The 15,655-nt window shown below is 65.2% G+C and carries 12 protein-coding genes; 4 read left to right on the forward strand and 8 right to left on the reverse strand.

All coding sequences use genetic code 11. The features are described from left to right. Nucleotides 1–20: 20 nt before the first annotated feature. The 7 genes from DIE29_RS01315 to ubiB form a co-directional block, all read right to left on the reverse strand. On the reverse strand, nt 21–1,103 hold the full coding sequence (locus DIE29_RS01315; RefSeq protein ID WP_102040684.1) for a VanZ family protein: 1,083 nt from the start codon (nt 1,101–1,103) through the stop codon (nt 21–23). Nucleotides 1,104–1,175: 72 nt separating this feature from the next. Further along, nucleotides 1,176–1,691, reverse strand: a complete 516-nt coding sequence (ubiT, locus tag DIE29_RS01320; RefSeq protein WP_205409760.1) for a ubiquinone anaerobic biosynthesis accessory factor UbiT — start codon at nt 1,689–1,691, stop codon at nt 1,176–1,178. Nucleotides 1,692–1,716: 25 nt separating this feature from the next. Beyond that, nucleotides 1,717–2,613: a U32 family peptidase gene (locus DIE29_RS01325; RefSeq protein ID WP_114648985.1), complete on the reverse strand. Its 897-nt coding sequence runs from the start codon at nt 2,611–2,613 to the stop codon at nt 1,717–1,719. Nucleotides 2,614–2,659: 46 nt separating this feature from the next. Further along, nucleotides 2,660–3,673 (reverse strand): ubiquinone anaerobic biosynthesis protein UbiU, encoded by a 1,014-nt coding sequence (ubiU, locus tag DIE29_RS01330; protein WP_102040687.1) that lies wholly within the window; start codon nt 3,671–3,673, stop codon nt 2,660–2,662. Between the two features lie 105 nt (nt 3,674–3,778). Further along, nucleotides 3,779–5,236, reverse strand: a complete 1,458-nt coding sequence (locus DIE29_RS01335; protein ID WP_102040688.1) for a high affinity choline transporter 1 — start codon at nt 5,234–5,236, stop codon at nt 3,779–3,781. 168 nt (nt 5,237–5,404) lie between these two features. After that, nucleotides 5,405–7,543, reverse strand: coding sequence for an ornithine--oxo-acid transaminase (gene rocD, locus DIE29_RS14930; RefSeq protein WP_114648986.1), 2,139 nt, complete (start codon nt 7,541–7,543; stop codon nt 5,405–5,407). A gap of 96 nt (nt 7,544–7,639) precedes the next feature. Beyond that, nucleotides 7,640–9,169, reverse strand: a complete 1,530-nt coding sequence (ubiB, locus tag DIE29_RS01345; RefSeq protein ID WP_114648987.1) for a ubiquinone biosynthesis regulatory protein kinase UbiB — start codon at nt 9,167–9,169, stop codon at nt 7,640–7,642. 158 nt (nt 9,170–9,327) lie between these two features. Between ubiB and argS the strand changes: the two genes are divergently transcribed. From argS to DIE29_RS01365, 4 genes are all read left to right on the forward strand, one after another. Continuing rightward, complete coding sequence (gene argS, locus DIE29_RS01350; protein ID WP_114648988.1) at nt 9,328–11,091, forward strand: arginine--tRNA ligase; 1,764 nt, start codon at nt 9,328–9,330, stop codon at nt 11,089–11,091. 15 nt (nt 11,092–11,106) lie between these two features. Continuing rightward, nucleotides 11,107–11,676 carry an SPOR domain-containing protein gene (locus tag DIE29_RS01355; protein WP_102040692.1) on the forward strand — a complete coding sequence of 190 codons (570 nt, stop codon included), beginning with the start codon at nt 11,107–11,109 and terminating at the stop codon, nt 11,674–11,676. Nucleotides 11,677–11,764: 88 nt separating this feature from the next. Then, on the forward strand, nt 11,765–12,406 hold the full coding sequence (locus DIE29_RS01360; RefSeq protein ID WP_102040693.1) for a thiol:disulfide interchange protein DsbA/DsbL: 642 nt from the start codon (nt 11,765–11,767) through the stop codon (nt 12,404–12,406). A gap of 65 nt (nt 12,407–12,471) precedes the next feature. Then, nucleotides 12,472–12,876, forward strand: a complete 405-nt coding sequence (locus DIE29_RS01365; protein WP_102040694.1) for a PilZ domain-containing protein — start codon at nt 12,472–12,474, stop codon at nt 12,874–12,876. A 28-nt stretch (nt 12,877–12,904) separates the two neighbouring features. Here the strand turns inward: DIE29_RS01365 and DIE29_RS01370 are convergent, their stop codons facing one another. Further along, nucleotides 12,905–15,553, reverse strand: a complete 2,649-nt coding sequence (locus DIE29_RS01370; protein WP_102040695.1) for a TRAP transporter permease — start codon at nt 15,551–15,553, stop codon at nt 12,905–12,907. Nucleotides 15,554–15,655: the final 102 nt, after the last annotated feature.

Genomic DNA, 15,655 nt, shown 5'->3' on the forward strand with positions numbered 1-15,655 from the left:
GCTCCTGTTCGATGGGCCGATTATAGTCGCCGCTCGGCGGCCAGATGCTCGCCGCGCCACAGGCCCAGGGCCGACAAGTAAGCCAGCGCCAGATAGGGCCAGGCTGCCGCGGTGACTGCGGTCAGACCATGAAAATTGAGAAAGTGCCCGGCCGCCGCTGCACTGGTGCGAAACGGCAGATAGGGGTTTTCCGGCATCAGATTGACCAGCGCGGTCGCCGCCAGCATGGCCATGCCGGCCAAGGCGTGCTGCAGTACCCGCGGCAGCAACAGGCAGGCGGCCAGAAGCGGTAACCCGACGAGCAAACCGAGGCGTGCGCCGGGCGTCAGCCAGGCCAGTGGCATGTCGGGCGAATAGAAGCTGAAGGTGGCCAGCGTGGTCAGCGCAAAGGCCAGTATGAACAGCAGGGGAATCGACCACAGCCCGGCGGCGCGCATGATGCAGCGTGCGAACAGCCCCACGCCCAGCACGGTAGTGGCCACATGCGCGGCTTCCAGGCGGATGAAGCGTTCCGGCGCGAAAGCGACCGGGCTGGGCAGCGCCAGCCAGTGGCGCAGATCCCCGCTGCCAAACAGCAGACCGTCGGCGCTCAATTGGGTCAGCAGCCATAATCCGACGAGCAGCAAGCCCAGCTCGCCGGTGTGGCCGCCGATGATGTGCCGGCTGCGCCAGCGCTGCAGTCCGCCCTGGGGGTCGAACAACGCCGGCCCCCAGACTGCGCCGGCCAGCGCCCCGGCCAGCGCGCCCAGCAGGTTGCAGCCCAAATCCAGGTTGGAGGCCACCCGGCTGGGTAAAAAGTTCTGCGCCGTTTCCAGGCTCAGGCTGAGGATGCCGGCGCCCAGTGTGGCGGCCAGAATGCTGCCGGGGCCACCCAGCCGCGGGAACAGCGCGGCCGCGCCCAGAAAACCGAGTGGGAGATAGCCGGCGACGTTGAGTACCAGATCCTCGCTGCGGTAATAACGCGGCCAGGGCGCCAGCAAGTAGTCGAACATCGGCAGACCGCTCGCCTGCCAGCCGGTGAAAGGATGCAGGCAGGCATAGATGACCAGCGCCGCATAAACGAGCGTCAGCTTTAGCGGCAGGTTGGAGGCATGGCGCGCCATCGGGTCGGTCCGGGGAGCGGGAGGTCCGATTCTAACCGCAGGCCGGCTGCCAAAGCGTGGGCGCAGCGGCCGTCAGCGGCCGGGCAGCGGCAGGCGGGCGAGCAGCGCGGCGGGCGAGCAGGCGGTGGCGAGTGCCTCCCAATCCACCGCATCCAGGGTGTTTTTGACCAGCAAACCCAGCTCGGTGTCGCCTTCCATGGTCAGTCGGCGGCAAAAGAACAGCGTGTCGGCGTCTTCCTCGCGCAAAGCCAGGGCGAGGTAATCGCGTACCGTGGCCGACAGCGTCAGATCCGCGTCACTGCCCGCCGGCCAAGGGCGGAAGCCGCGCGCGCCCAGGCCAAAGTCCAGGGTCAGGCCGGCATCGGTGACACACAGGCGCAAGTGGCGGCCGGCAAGCGGTGCGAGCGCTTCGCGAGGCAGAACGCGGCCGAGCGCAAGGTTGAGCGCCAGGCACAGCGCCAGCGCAGGCGGCTGCTGCGGCAGACGGGCGAGCAGGCGGCCGAGCGCCGGGGGCAGGGTAAACGCCGGCAGACGGCGCGCAGCGGCCTGCAAGCGGGCAAAGCGGGATAGGGCGGGAAGGTTCGGCATGGGGCGATCCTGTGGGCGTTCTGGTTCAGGAGGCGACGTACTGTTCGACGCCGGCGCGGCCATGCCAGAAGCCGTTGCATGGTTCCTCGCTCATCCACTGGCGGCTGGCGACCAGCGCCGCCTGCGGGTCGAGTTCGCCGGCGAGCGCGGCGCGGAAGGTGGCGAGCACCGCAGCGGTGTGTTCGCCTTGCGGGCTGATGCGCAGCACCCCGGCGCGTTCGCGCACCGCAGACAGGTCGCCGAGCAAGTTGTAGATGCGCGACGACTGCGTCTGCACGCCGTTGAGGGTGAGAAAGGGCTCGCCTTCACGGGTGCGCAGCACGATGCCGTCGGCCAACCCCAGGCAGCGGAACTCGCAGGTGTCTTTTTGCAGATTGAAGTGGCGTGCGGTGAAACAGCGCGCCGAGTGCGCCAGCGGCAGGCGTCCCCAGGCAAAGATTTCGGTCTCTGGCGCCGGGTCGATGCCGTCCAACAGCGCGCTCAGGGCCTTGTGGGACATTTCCGGCGGCATCACCCAGCGTCGCGCGCCGGCCTCCTGTAGCAGGGCCAGCGTGGCGGGGTTGAACACATTGAGCGTGGGGCCAGCCACCCAGTCGTTGCGGCCGGCTTCGGCCAGCAAGCGTACCGCGCCCATGTCATTGGCTTCGACACTGAACTCGCGCTGCGCGACGATGCGACGCAAGGTCTTGAGGTCGGATTCGGATTCGATCAGCGTTTGGGTGCTGAGCAGCACCTCTTTGCCGGCGGCAGCGAGCATGCCGGCCACTTCCAGCCAGTCGTCCAGGCGCAGTTCATGGCGGCGCGCGCACACCGTTTCGCCCAGATAGACGATGTCGGCCGGGCTGTCGGCGATCTCGGCGTAGAAATCCAGCGTGGCTTGGCGCGGCCAGTAGTAAAGCAAAGGTCCAAGGGCAAGTTTCATGGCGTGTTCGTCGTGGTGGCAGGGCGCGCGGCGCTCATTGGGGCGCTCATTTCCAGGGCCGGTAGTAGGCGCCCAGCGTGTGGCTTTGGCCTTCGGATACCTTGTTGAGCGCGGCCATCCAGGCAGGCTGGACGGTAAAGCTATCGGCATCGGCCATCAGCCGGTCGAGCGCGGCGCGCCACACCTGGGTGACCTGGGCGACATAGGCGGGGCTGCGCTGGCGGCCCTCGACCTTGATCGCCCGCACCCCGGCGCGGGCGAGCGCCGGCAGCAGTTCCAGGGTGTTGAGACTGGTGGGCTCTTCGATGGCGTAATAGGTTTCTCCATTGACCTCGAAGCGGCCCTTGCACAGTGTCGGGTAGCCGGCACGCTCATTGTCGGCAAAACGGTCGATGAGGATGCCGTTGAGCCGTGTTTCCATGCCCTGCGGGGTTTTTTCCCAGCGCACATGTTTGCCGGGCGAGCAGGCGCCGTTGCAGTTGGGCGACTCGCCGGTGGCATAGGCCGACAGCGCGCAGCGCCCCTCGACCATCACGCACAGGCCGCCAAAGCCGAACACCTCGATCTCCACTGGCGTCTTGCCGATGACCTGCTCCACCTGAGCGAGCGATAGCACCCGCGGCAGCACCGCGCGCTGGATGCCGAAGCGCTCATGGTAGAAGTTGATCGCCTCGTAGCTGGTGGCCGAGCCCTGTACCGACAGATGCAGGCGCAGCTGTGGATGGGTTTTGGCGGCGTAAGCCATCAGTCCGGGGTCGGCCAGGATGACCGCGTCCAGCCCCATGTCGGCGGCGCGGTCCACCGCGGCGGTCCAATCCGCCCAGTTGTGGGCCTGAGGGTAGGTGTTGAGCGCCAGCAGCACTTTACGGCCGTGCTGGTGGGCGTAGCGCACGCCTTCGCGCATGGTGGCCGGATCGAAGTTCAGTCCGGTGAAGTTGCGTGCATTGGTGGCGTCTTTGAAGCCGAGATAGACGCAGTCGGCGCCATGGTCGATGGCGGTTTTGAGCGCCGGCAGACTGCCGGCCGGGCAGACCAGTTCGATACGAGGCAATGGGTTCATGCGGTTGCAGGGGCAAAAAAGCCCCGCAACCATAGTGTCAACCCGGTGCCGATGCTTTGATTGGGGTCAAGGGTTGCGCCCGCCGGGTGAAGGTTCTGCCCATCTTTAGCGCGCGTGATGGGTGGCGGCGGCCGCGCGGTGATGGCCGGCCCGCGGACGGTGGTGAGTGGGGCGGCCGAGGTAGCCGCCGATGACCATGCCTATGGCGCTGGCCACCAAACCGATGAGTTGCGGTTCGACTACGCCTTCCGGCATGGTGAATTCCAGCAACAGCCAGGTTGCCAGGCCAAAGGTGATGGCCAGCGCAGCCCCCAGGCTGTTGGCGCGTTTCCAGAATAGCCCGGCGGCCAGCGGCACGAAGGCGCCGGCCAGGGTGACCCGGTAGGCGTTTTCGACCATATGGTGAATGGTCGCTTCGGTGGCGGTGGCATAGAGTGTGACCAAGCCGGTGAAGGCCGCTACGGTGATGCGGGTGCTCCACAACAGGCCGCGGTCGCTCATATTGGGGAAAAAGCCGCGCAGCACGTTCTCCGAGAAGGTCACCGAAGGTGCCAGCAGGGTACCCGAGGCGGTGCTCATGATCACCGACAGCAGTGCGCCGAAAAACACCACCTGGGCGGTAAACGGCATGTAATGGATGATCAGGTGCGGCAGAATCAACTGCGTGTCTTCCTCCATCAGCCGGGCGACCATGTCGGCGTCGATCAGTGTGGCGCAATAGGCCAAAAACAGTGGCACCGCGGCGAAGAAGAAATAGCTCACCCCGCCCAGCGTGGTGCCCCATACCGCAATGCGTTCGTTCTTGGAGGAATTGACCCGCTGGAACACGTCCTGCTGCGGAATCGAGCCCAGCGCCATGGTGAGCAGCGCGGCAACCCAGGCCAGCATGTCGAGCGGTTCCAAGGTGGGCAGCCACTCGAACTTGCCTTCGGCAGCGGCCTTGGAAATCACGGTGTCGAAGCCGCCGGCCATGTCGCCGGCCAGCCAAGTGACATAGAGCAGGCCGATGACGATGACGATCATCTGCACGAAGGTGGTAATGGCCACCGACCACATGCCGCCGAACAAGGTGTAGAGCAGCACCACCGAAGAGCCGATCATCATGCCCTCATTCATCGACACCGCGCCGTCGGAGAGCACGTTGAACACCAGGCCGAGCGCGGTCACCTGCGCGGCCACCCAGCCCAGGTAGGAGGCCACGATGCACAGCGACAGTACCAATTCGGTGCTGCGGTTATAGCGTACGCGGAAAAAATCGCCCAAGGTGAGCAGGTTCATGCGGTACAGCGGGCGGGCAAAGATCAGCCCGAACAGCACCAGGCATAGCGAAGCGCCCAGCGGATCGGAGATCAGTCCGCGAAAGCCCTCGTCGAGAAATGTGGCCGAGATGCCCAGCACGGTTTCGGCACCGAACCAGGTGGCAAACACCATGGCCAGTACGATGTACATCGGCAGATTGCGGCCGGCGACGATATAGTCACGGGCGTTGTGCACCCGGGTGGCGGCCACCAGGCCGATGCCAATGGAAATGACCAGGTAGGCGACGACGAGCCAGAGCAGCATGGGCGGCCTCTCCGCAGGGTTGGGCGTGGTTGTCAGCGGGGCGAAGTGTAGCAACGATCACGGCCAGGGGCGCGGATTTTTTCGCCGATGTTTGAGGCAAAGGCAGCCAATGCCGCTGAACTTGCAGCAAGTTGCGCACAAAAAAGGTGCGCGCTGCCGGACCGCCGGTCAGCCGCGGTTGCGCGCTGCCGCAGGTAAGCTGGCGAGCACCTCGCACACCGTGGCGGCGGCCTGCTCGGCCAGCTCGGCGTCGATGATCAGCGGTGGCGACAGGCGCAGCACGCTGCGGTGGGTGTCGCGGGTGGCGATGCCGCGGGCGAGCAGCAGTTCTGCCGCCAGTCCGGCCGAAGCGCCCTCGGGGTGCAGCTCGACGCCGGTCAGCAGGCCGCGGCCGCGGATCTCGCGTACGCAGGACGGGCAGTCGGCGCGTAAGCGCTCGCGCAGGCGCTGTCCCACACGCTCGGCGTGTTCCCAGATACGGGTTTCCCACAGCAGATCGAGCACTTCCAGCGCCACGGCCGCCCCCAGTGGGTTGCCGCCGAAGGTGGAGCCGTGGTCGCCAGGGGTAAACACATCCATCACCGCGCGGTCGGCCAGAAAGGCGGAGACCGGCAGCAGACCGCCGCCGAGCGCTTTGCCAAGAATGAGCCCGTCCGGGCGCACGCCGTCATGGTCGCAACCGAGCAGGCGGCCGGTACGTCCCAGCCCGGTCTGCACCTCATCGGCGATCAGCAGCACATTGTGGCGCCGGCAAATTTGCGCGCAGCGCGCAAGATAGCCCGCTGGCGGCACTAGCACGCCGCCTTCGGCCTGGATGGGTTCGACCAGAAACGCCGCGGTGTTGGGCGTGATCGCCTCCTCCAGTGCCTGCGGGTCGCCGTAGGGGATGCGCCGCAGACCCGGGGGGAAGGGGCCGAAGCCTTGACGATATTGGGCCACCGAGGACAAACCGACGATTGCGATCGAGCGGCCATGGAAATTGCCGTGACAGGCGATGATTTCTGCCGCGTCGGTAGGCACGCCTTTGACCTGGTAGGCCCATTTGCGCGCTGCCTTGAGTGCGGTCTCCACCGCCTCCAGGCCGGTATTGACCGGCAGGGCGCGCTCATAGCCAAACAAGACACACAGGCGTTCGAGCAGTAGCGGCAGGCGATCGTTGGAATACGCGCGCGAAGTCAGCGCCAGGCGGCTGGCCTGTTCGGTGAGCGCCTGCACCAAGCGTGGGTGAGCATGGCCGAAGCTCGCCGCGGAATAGGCGCTCATCATGTCCAGATAGCGGCGTCCTTCCACGTCCCACAGCCACACGCCCTCGCCGCGCTGAAACACCACCGGCAGCGGGGCGTAGTTGTGGGCGCCGAATTCGCGTTCGCGGGCACGCAGCAGATAGGTGTTGGGGCCCAGCGCGGCTTCGGCAAACGTTTTGACCCAGCCCGCGGCTACGCCCTGCGGGTCGCGCTCGGGCAGATATTCGACGATCTCCAGCGCCACCAGATCGCCACAACTGCGCAAGACGTGCAACACATCGCCCAGCGCGCGCGCCGACAAACCGCCGGGGGCCGGGCACAGCACTGCGGGCAGCTCCGCCGGATCGACCGCGTCCAGATCGATGCTGACGCCAAAACCCGCGGTTGCGCTGCGCGCTATGGTGAGCGCATCGCAAAAAACCGCATCCAGACCGCGGCGGCGCACCTCGGCCATGCCGAAAATCCGTACCCCCAGGCGGGTAAGGCGTTCGAGTTCCTCGGCCTCCCAGTCGCGCGCGCCGATCACACATACATGGGCGGGGTCCAGGCGCGGGCCGGGCACCTCGGTGAGCGCCTCGGCCCCTTCGCCCAGCAGTGCGGCCAGCGGCATGCCATGGATGTTGCCGGAGTGGGTGCTGGTGTCGGTGTGGCTGTCCAGATGGGCATCGATCCAGATCAGACCGAGCGGGCCGCGCGTCTGAAGACGGCGTGCCATGCCGCGCCAGGTGCCCACGGCAACCGAATGGTCGCCGCCGAGCACCAGCGGCAGGCTGTCGTCGGGCAGCGCGGCGATATGATCGGCCAGCCGGCGGGCATAGGCGCCTGCCGCGGCGAGCCGTTCGGCGGCAGGCGCGCCCGCAGGCAGGTGGGTCTGAGCTGGCTGCAGCACCGTGTCGAGCGCTGCGGCGCAGCCGCGAACCTGTAGCGCGTGAAGCAGGCCGGCGGCCAGCAGCGCGTCGGGGGCCTGCGCCGGGCCGGGTGCGGGAGCGCCGAGCGCCGTGGCGGCGCCGATTATCCGGATGGTGGGGCGTGGGCCGTGGGGGAGCGGAGCGGGTGGGGTCATGATCGCCTGCCTCAGGTCCGATGAACACCGGGCCGGGCGCCGGCGTGCGCCGCAAGCGCCCGTCATGCCCGTTTGATGACCGGCAGGCGGAATCGTTCAGCCCATCAGGCGCGCCAGTTCAAAACCGATCAGTACTGCGAGCAACAGGGTGAGCACGGCGATCAACCGCCCTTGCCGGCGCTGGGTGATGGCCAGGCGGGCAATGTCGTCGCGGACCGCTGTTTGCTGACGGGCGGGCTCGGCCAGCGCCTGATGCACCAGACGCGGCAGTTGTGGCAGGGTGCCGACCCAGTTCGGAGCTTCTTCACGGATGCCGCGGTAGAGCGCGCGCCAGCCCACCTGTTCGTCCATCCAGCGCTCCAGGAAGGGCTTGGCGGTTTTCCACAAATCCAGTTCCGGGTCGAGCTGGCGGCCCAACCCTTCGATATTGAGCAGGGTTTTTTGCAGCATGACCAGTTGGGGCTGCACCTCCATCTCGAAGCGACGGGCGGTTTGGAACAGGCGCAGCAGCGTTTTGCCGAAGGAGATGTCTTTGAGCGGCTTGTCGAAGATCGGCTCGCACACCGCGCGGATGGCGCTCTCGAACTCGTCCACCCTGGTCTTGGCCGGCACCCAGCCGGCGTCGATGTGGGCCTGAGCCACACGCTTGTAATCGCGCTTGAAAAAGGCCAAGAAATTGGTTGCCAGGTAGTTTTTGTCGGTGTCGGTCAGTGTGCCCATGATGCCGAAGTCGAGCGCGATATAGCGCCCGTCGGCATGCACGAAGATGTTGCCGGGGTGCATGTCGGCGTGGAAAAAACCGTCGCGGAACACCTGGGTGAAAAAAATCTCCACGCCGGCGCGTGACAGCCGCGACAGATCGATGCCTTGTGCGACGAGCGTCGCGGTCTGCGAGATCGGCACGCCGTGCATACGCTCCATCACCATCACCGACTTGCCGCACCAGTCCCAGTACACTTCGGGCACGATCAGCAGTTCCGAACCGCTGAAGTTGCGCCGCAGTTGCGAGCAGTTGGCCGCTTCGCGCATCAGGTCGAGTTCGTCGGCGAGGTATTTGGCAAACTCGCCGACCACTTCGCGCGGCTTCAAGCGCCGGCCCTCGGGCCATACCTTCTCCAGGACGATGGCGGCGGCCTCCATCAGCGCCAAATCGTGGGCGATGACCCGCTCGATACCGGGGCGCAACACCTTCACCGCAACTTCGGTGCCGTCGGGCAAGCGGGCGAAATGGACCTGCGCCACCGAGGCAGAGGCCACCGGCGTGCGGTCGAAGTCCAGGAATACTTCATCGACCGGTTTGCCGTAGAAATCTTCCAGCACCGCGATCGCCTGCGCGGTGGGAAAAGGCGGTACGCGGTCTTGCAATAGCGCCAGCTCGTCGGCCAGATCCGGCGGCAGCAGGTCGCGCCGGGTCGATAGCATTTGGCCGAATTTGACGAAGATCGGACCGAGCGACTCCAGCGCCCGGCGCAGTCGCACCGCACGCGGCTCTTCAAAGCGCCGCCAGAAAAACAGCACTTGCCACAGGCGTGCCAGGCGTCCGCTGCTGTCGGCGTCCAGCACGATGCGGTCCAGGCCGAAGCGCAGGCCGACGGTGACGATCTTGACGAGGCGGAACAGGCGCACTGGGACGAGGCGAACGATGCAAAGGACGGACTTTATCGGAGAGTGTCGTGCGCCGTCGAGAGCCGCGGCGCGCACGCTTACGCGCTGTTGCGTGTGCCGCGCCGGGGCGGGGTGCGCGATCCGTTATAATTGAGCGCTTTTTTGTTCTTGCGAGTGCCATGAGCGCCGATCCGAAAGTTCTCCTCACCGACCTGTTACGTGCCGCATTGAAGAGCGTCGCGCCCGCGCAGGCCGATGCCACTATCGTGCTGGAACGTCCCAAGCAGGCCAGCCACGGCGATTTCGCCACCAATTTGGCCTTGCAACTGGCCAAGCCCTTGCGCCGTAACCCGCGCGAGCTGGCCGCCCTGCTTTTGGCCGAACTGCCGGCTTCTCCTCTGGTGGCCAAGGCCGAGGTGGCCGGCGCGGGATTCATCAATTTCACCCTGGCTGCGCAGGCCAAGACCGCGGTGGTGCGCGAAGTGCTCACCCGCGGGGCCGATTACGGGCGCGGCGCGCACAAGGGTGTCAAGGTGCAGGTCGAGTTCGTTTCCGCCAACCCCACCGGGCCGCTGCATGTGGGCCACGGGCGCGGTGCGGCCTATGGTGCTTCGCTGTCCGATCTGCTCGAACTGGCCGGCTATGAGGTCGTCCGCGAGTACTACGTCAATGATGCCGGCCGGCAAATGGACATTCTGGCACTGTCGACCTGGCTGCGTTATCTGGCTTTTTTTGGCATCCAGGTGGAGTTTCCGCCCAACGCCTATCAGGGCGACTACGTGATCGACATGGCGCGCGAGCTCAGCAATGCGCACCAGGACCGCTTTGCCAAGGTCACGCTGGAGCAGGTGCTGGCCGGCACGCCCGGCCTGCCCCCGGCCGAGCGCAAGGATGAGGCGGCGGTGCAGCAGCGCGAGGCGCATCTGGATGCGCTGATCGCCAATGCCAAGCGCCTGCTGGGCGAGGACTATGCCTGGGTGCATGGCTTTGCGCTCAATGAGCAACTCAGTGACTGCCGCGAGGATTTGGCCGAGTTCGGGGTGCGCTTCGATAAGTGGTTTTCCGAACAAAGCCTGTTCGACACCGGGCTGGTCGAGCGCGCCATCGGGCAATTGGAACAAGCCGGCCACATCTATGTGCAAGATGGCGCCAAGTGGTTCCGTTCGACCGAATTCGGCGATGAGAAAGATCGTGTGGTGCAGCGCGAAAACGGCTTATTCACCTACTTCGCCTCGGACATCGCCTACCATCTGAACAAGTACGAGCGCGGCTTTGACCGCATCATCGATATCTGGGGCGCCGATCACCACGGCTATATCCCGCGGGTGCGCGGCGCGATTGCCGCGCTCGGCCTGCCACCGGAAAAGCTGGAGGTGGCCTTGGTGCAGTTTGCGGTGCTGTACCGCAACGGGCAAAAAACCTCGATGTCGACCCGCGCTGGCGAATTCGTCACCCTGCGCCAGTTGCGCCGCGAAGTCGGTAACGATGCCTGCCGCTTTTTCTATGTGCTGCGTAAAAGCGATCAGCACCTGGACTTCGATCTGGACCTGGCCAAAAGCCAGAGCAACGAAAATCCGGTGTACTACGTGCAATATGCCCATGCGCGGGTGTGCTCGGTGCTGGCGCAATGGGGCGGCGAAGTGGCCGAGCTCTGCGAGGCCGATCTCGGGCGCTTGCAAAATGCGCGCGAGCTGGCGCTGTGCGCCCGTCTGGCGAGCTACCCGGAATTGGTGCAAAGCGCCGCAGCTGACTATGCGCCGCATCAGATCGCCTTCTATCTCAAGGATCTGGCCGCCGAATTCCACGGCTGGTACAACGCCGAGCGCATGTTGGTGGACGATGAAGCGCTCAAGCTCGCCCGCCTGGCGCTGGCCGCTGCGGTACGTCAGGTGCTGGCCAGCGGCTTGAAGGTGCTCGGCGTCTCGGCCCCGGCGTCGATGTAGGCATTGGAGGCAAACGTGAGTCGCCCGCGCAAACCCGTGAAGCAATCGACAAACCGGCCGGCCCGCAGTGGCGGCGGCACGGTCATTGGTTTGTTCATCGGTCTGGTGCTCGGTGCGGTGTTCGCGGCCGGCGCAGCCTGGTATTTCACCCGGGCCAATCCCTTTCAGGCGCCGCCGACCAGTCCGCGTGTGCCGGACGCAGAGCGGCCGCCGGTGGCTTTGCCCGGCAAGCCCGGCGACCGCCCGGTGGTGAAGCAGGATTTCCAGTTCTACAAGATTTTGCCGCAAGGCGAAGGCGCGCAGACCGAATCGGCACCGCCGGCAACGCCGCCGGCGCCGGCAACGGTCGAACGCCTGTATCTGCAAGTGGGAGCTTTCGAAGATCCGGCCGAAGCGGACAACCTGAAGGCGCGTCTGGCACTGGCCGGTATCGACGCCAGCGCCCAACGCGGCCGCAGCGCCGACGGACGCACTGTGCATCGGGTACGCATCGGCCCGTTCAGCAGCCCCGAGGAGATGGCACCCATGCGCTCGCGTCTGGCCGAAGGCGGCTTTACCGCCACCGTGGTGCGTGCTGCGCCTTAGCGCCGACTCCGCGCCTCTTTTGGGAACATCGCCGGCCGGGCTGCGTCTATTTGCCTCCTTCTGCTTTCCAAGTGATACGGAGAACCGCATGAACCGTCGTACCGTCCTCAAGCAACTCGTTGCGCTGGGTGCTTTCGCCTCCCCGCTTGCCAGCGTCTTGGCGCAGCAAGAAGGAAGTTTCACCGTGCTCGATCCGGCCCAGCCGACCGACGATCCTGCGCGTATCGAGGTGATCAAGTTCTTCCATTACGGTTGCCCGCATTGCGCCGCACTGGCGCCCTTGATCCATGAATGGGCCAAGGCGCAGCCACAGGATGTGCGGTTCCGCCATGTGCCGGTGATCTGGAACAGCGCCCAATTGCAGGGGCTGGCGCGCTTGTATTACACCGCCGAGGTCAGCGGTGTGCTGGAGACCTTGCATCCGCAAATTTTCGATGCAGTTCAGAAGCAGAAGCGTCCGCTGCATACCGAAAGCGGCGTGCGCGAGTGGCTGGCCGGCAAAGTCGCCGACGTGGGCGGCTTTATGAAGGTTTATCAGTCATTCGGTGTGCAATCGATGCTCCAACGCGGCAACCAGTTGGCGGCGGCGATGAAGATCAACGGTGTGCCCACGCTGGTGGTCGAGGGCAAATACCTGACCTCCAGTTCAATGGCCGGCGGCCATGAGGGCGCGATTCGTGTGCTCGATCAGCTGGTTGCGCGGGCGCGGCGGGAACGCGGCAAAGCTTGAGTGTCGCCATCGGCGGTCGGCACGCTCGAGGATCACGAACGGAACTGACTCGGACAGGATGCGGGATGGACGGAGAAACCACAGAAAAACGGCGACGGCAGCGGTTTTTGGCCACCCGTCGCGGCGAGGTTTGCTTTTGGGTGCTGATCGCCGGTCAAAAGCTCGCGCTCAATGACTTGTCCCTGGAAGGCTTTGCCTATCCGTGCACCACGCCGCCGGTGTCCGGGCAAAGCTTTGATTTTGTGCTGCTGCGACGCGGCGTGCCCGACGAGATCCGCGGGCAGGCCCAGGTGGTGAACTTTGTCCACAGTGCCGACGGTGGGCAGGCCGGCTGCCGCTTCATTCAGTTGGCTGCAGACGGTGCGGAGCGTCTGGAGGACTGGTTGATTGCCCATGTGCTGGCCAATGCTACGGTGCGCATCACCGAGCAGGATGCACGGACGATCGTTGCCGGCGGATCGTTGATCTGACCCGCCGGCAACGATCGCACGGCGCCGATCAGGCCGGGCTGGCCGCGGGGGTGCGCGGCATGCGCCGTCGCTGCATCCAGATCACCAGCCCGAGCACCAGCAGGGCAGGAATAAAGACCCATTCCTTGGCGGGACGCTCGGCCGGCAGTTCCACAGCGGTCACTACAAAGCCGAATTCGATGCCCAAGCGCTCGGCTTGGGAGCCGAATTGCACACCGGATATTTGCAAGTCTTCGCCGATCGGCATCACGGTCAGGCCCGAAAAGGCCAGGCGTTGACGTCCGTTGAGCGGCTCGCCCTGGGCATTGGTGGCGGGGCCCAGCGGCAGCAGCACGCCCTTGGAGACGGCCTTGCCGTCGATGTTGGTGCCTTCGATCCAGATACGCAGCCGGTCATTGGCGCGCGCTTTTTCCGCCAGTTCGATCAGTCGTCCGCCGTGTACATCCTCATAAGGCGGGAAAATCATGTCCATGAAAAAGCCGGGACGGAACAGGCAGAAGGTCACCAGGATCAACAGCAACGCTTCATGGAAGCGGTTGCGGGTCAGGAACCAGCCTTGCGTGGCGGCGGCAAAGGTGAGGCTGGCGAGTATCGCACTGCCCACGGTCAGCGCCAGCTCCCACAGGTTGTCGATGCCGATCAACAGCAGCTGCGTGTTGAAGATGAACATGAAGGGCAGAATCGCGGTGCGGGCGCTGTAGCCGAAGGCGGTCAGACCGGTGCGGATCGGGTCGCTATTGGCGATGCCGGCGGCCGCATAGGACGCCAGGCCGACCGGCGGGGTGACATCGGCCATCAGCCCAAAATAGAACACGAACATATGCACCGCAATGAGCGGCACCAGCAAGCCGGACTGCGCGCCCAGTTCCACTACCACCGGCGCCATCAGTGTGGACACCACGATGTAGTTGGCGGTGGTCGGCAAACCCATGCCAAGGATCAGGCAGATCACCGCCACCATGATCAGCATCACCATCAGGTTGCCGCCGGAGATGATTTCCACCAGTTCGGTCATCACCAGCCCGACACCGGTCAGCGTGACCGTGCCGACGATGATGCCGGCGGTGGCGGTGGCAATCCCGATGGCGATCATGTTGCGCGCGCCGGTAGCCAGGCCGGTGATCAGATCCTGGAAGCCTTGGCGGGCGGCCGCGCCGTAGTGGCCGGTTTTGCGGAAGAAGGCAAATAGCGGCCGCTGGGTGACCAGGATGAAGATCAGGAACATGGTGGCCCAGAAGGCTGAGAGCGCCGGCGAGAGCTGCTCCACCATCAGGTTCCAGATCAGCGCCACCACCGGCAGCAGGAAGTGCAGGCCGGATTTCAGCGTGGGACCGATCTCGGGCAGGTACTCCATCGGCTCCTTGGGGTCGTCCATGTGCAGTTCGGGATAGCGGGCGCTGTAGGCGATCAGGCCGACGTAGGCGAGGAACATCAAGCCGCCGATGATGACGAAGGAGGCCTCACCCGCGAGCGTCTTGATCCAGCCGAAGCCGAAGTAGACGATGGCAGCGAGAATGATCAGGCCGGAGACCGTCATCGTGGTGCTCACCATCGTCCGCTGCCAGGGCAGCGGTTCGCGCCGCGGGATGCCCTGCAGGTTCATCTTCATCGCTTCCAGGTGCACGATGTAGAACAGCGCGATGTAGGAAATCAGCGCCGGCAGGATGGCGTGTTTGAGCACCTGCACATAGGAGATGCCGACATATTCGACCATCAGGAAGGCCGCCGCGCCCATGACTGGCGGCATCAGTTGGCCGTTGACCGACGAGGCTACTTCCACCGCCGCCGCTTTGTCCGGGCGGTAGCCGACGCGCTTGATCAGCGGGATGGTGAAGGTGCCGGTGGTGACCACGTTGGCGATCGATGAGCCGGAGATCAGCCCGGTGGAGGCCGAGGCCACCACCGCCGCCTTGGCCGGGCCGCCGCGCAAGTGGCCAAGCAAGGCGATGGCCGATTTGATGAAGTAATTGCCCGCACCCGCAGTCTCGAGCAGGGCACCAAAGAGCACGAACAGGAAGATGAAACCGGCCGACACGCCCAGCGCCACGCCGAACACCCCTTCGGTGGACAGCCACAGATGGCTCATGCCTTTGGCCAGTGAAGCGCCGCGGTGGGCGATGATCTCGGGCATGTATGGCCCGAAGAAAATGTAGATCAGGAACGCTGCGGCGAGGATCACCATCGGCAGGCCCAGGGCGCGGTGGGCCGCTTCCAGCAACAGTGCCAGGCCGCATACGGCCACTGCCAGATCGAGCGTGGTCGGCAAACCCGGCCGGTTGGCCAATTCGGAATAAAACAGGAAGAGATAGCCGGTACAGAAGGCGGCAGCAAGCGCCAGTAGCCAGTCGAGCAGGGGCACGTAATGGCGCGGCGAGGACTTCATGGCCGGGTAAGCGGCAAAGGCCAGAAACACCGCAAAGGCCAGATGGATGGCACGCGACTCGGTATCGTTGAGGATGAAAACGCCGAGCGAAAACGGCAGCGGCGAGGCGATCCACAACTGGAACAATGACCAGACGATGGCTGCCGCAAGCAGGAATTTGGCTGCCAGCCCGGTCGGCTGACGTCCGCCGGTATCGGCTTCGGCGACGATGCGCTTGAGCTCTTCGTCGCTCAGTTCATGGTGTGGGGAAGGGGTTTTGTTTCGATCGATGGAGCCAGAGTCAGAGCGGGCCATGCACCGCACCTCCCGGTTGTAACGCAAAACGAATAATTCGCGGCCTGGCTTTTGGCCAGTTGCCGCGCAGGCGTGCCAGAATGCACCGGGGCGGCTCCTGGC

It is taken from the genome of Pseudothauera hydrothermalis, from assembly GCF_003345255.1.
Classification (GTDB): domain Bacteria; phylum Pseudomonadota; class Gammaproteobacteria; order Burkholderiales; family Rhodocyclaceae; genus Pseudothauera; species Pseudothauera hydrothermalis.

Coding starts and splice junctions, on each gene's coding strand:
- DIE29_RS01315 (WP_102040684.1), bottom strand. CDS start 1,103: ATGGCGCGCCATGCCTCCAACCTGCCGCTAAAGCTGACGCTCGTTTAT.
- ubiT (WP_205409760.1), bottom strand. CDS start 1,691: ATGCCGAACCTTCCCGCCCTATCCCGCTTTGCCCGCTTGCAGGCCGCT.
- DIE29_RS01325 (WP_114648985.1), bottom strand. CDS start 2,613: ATGAAACTTGCCCTTGGACCTTTGCTTTACTACTGGCCGCGCCAAGCC.
- ubiU (WP_102040687.1), bottom strand. CDS start 3,673: ATGAACCCATTGCCTCGTATCGAACTGGTCTGCCCGGCCGGCAGTCTG.
- DIE29_RS01335 (WP_102040688.1), bottom strand. CDS start 5,236: ATGCTGCTCTGGCTCGTCGTCGCCTACCTGGTCATTTCCATTGGCATC.
- rocD (WP_114648986.1), bottom strand. CDS start 7,543: ATGACCCCACCCGCTCCGCTCCCCCACGGCCCACGCCCCACCATCCGG.
- argS (WP_114648988.1), top strand. CDS start 9,328: ATGAGCGCCGATCCGAAAGTTCTCCTCACCGACCTGTTACGTGCCGCA.
- DIE29_RS01360 (WP_102040693.1), top strand. CDS start 11,765: ATGAACCGTCGTACCGTCCTCAAGCAACTCGTTGCGCTGGGTGCTTTC.
- DIE29_RS01365 (WP_102040694.1), top strand. CDS start 12,472: ATGGACGGAGAAACCACAGAAAAACGGCGACGGCAGCGGTTTTTGGCC.
- DIE29_RS01370 (WP_102040695.1), bottom strand. CDS start 15,553: ATGGCCCGCTCTGACTCTGGCTCCATCGATCGAAACAAAACCCCTTCC.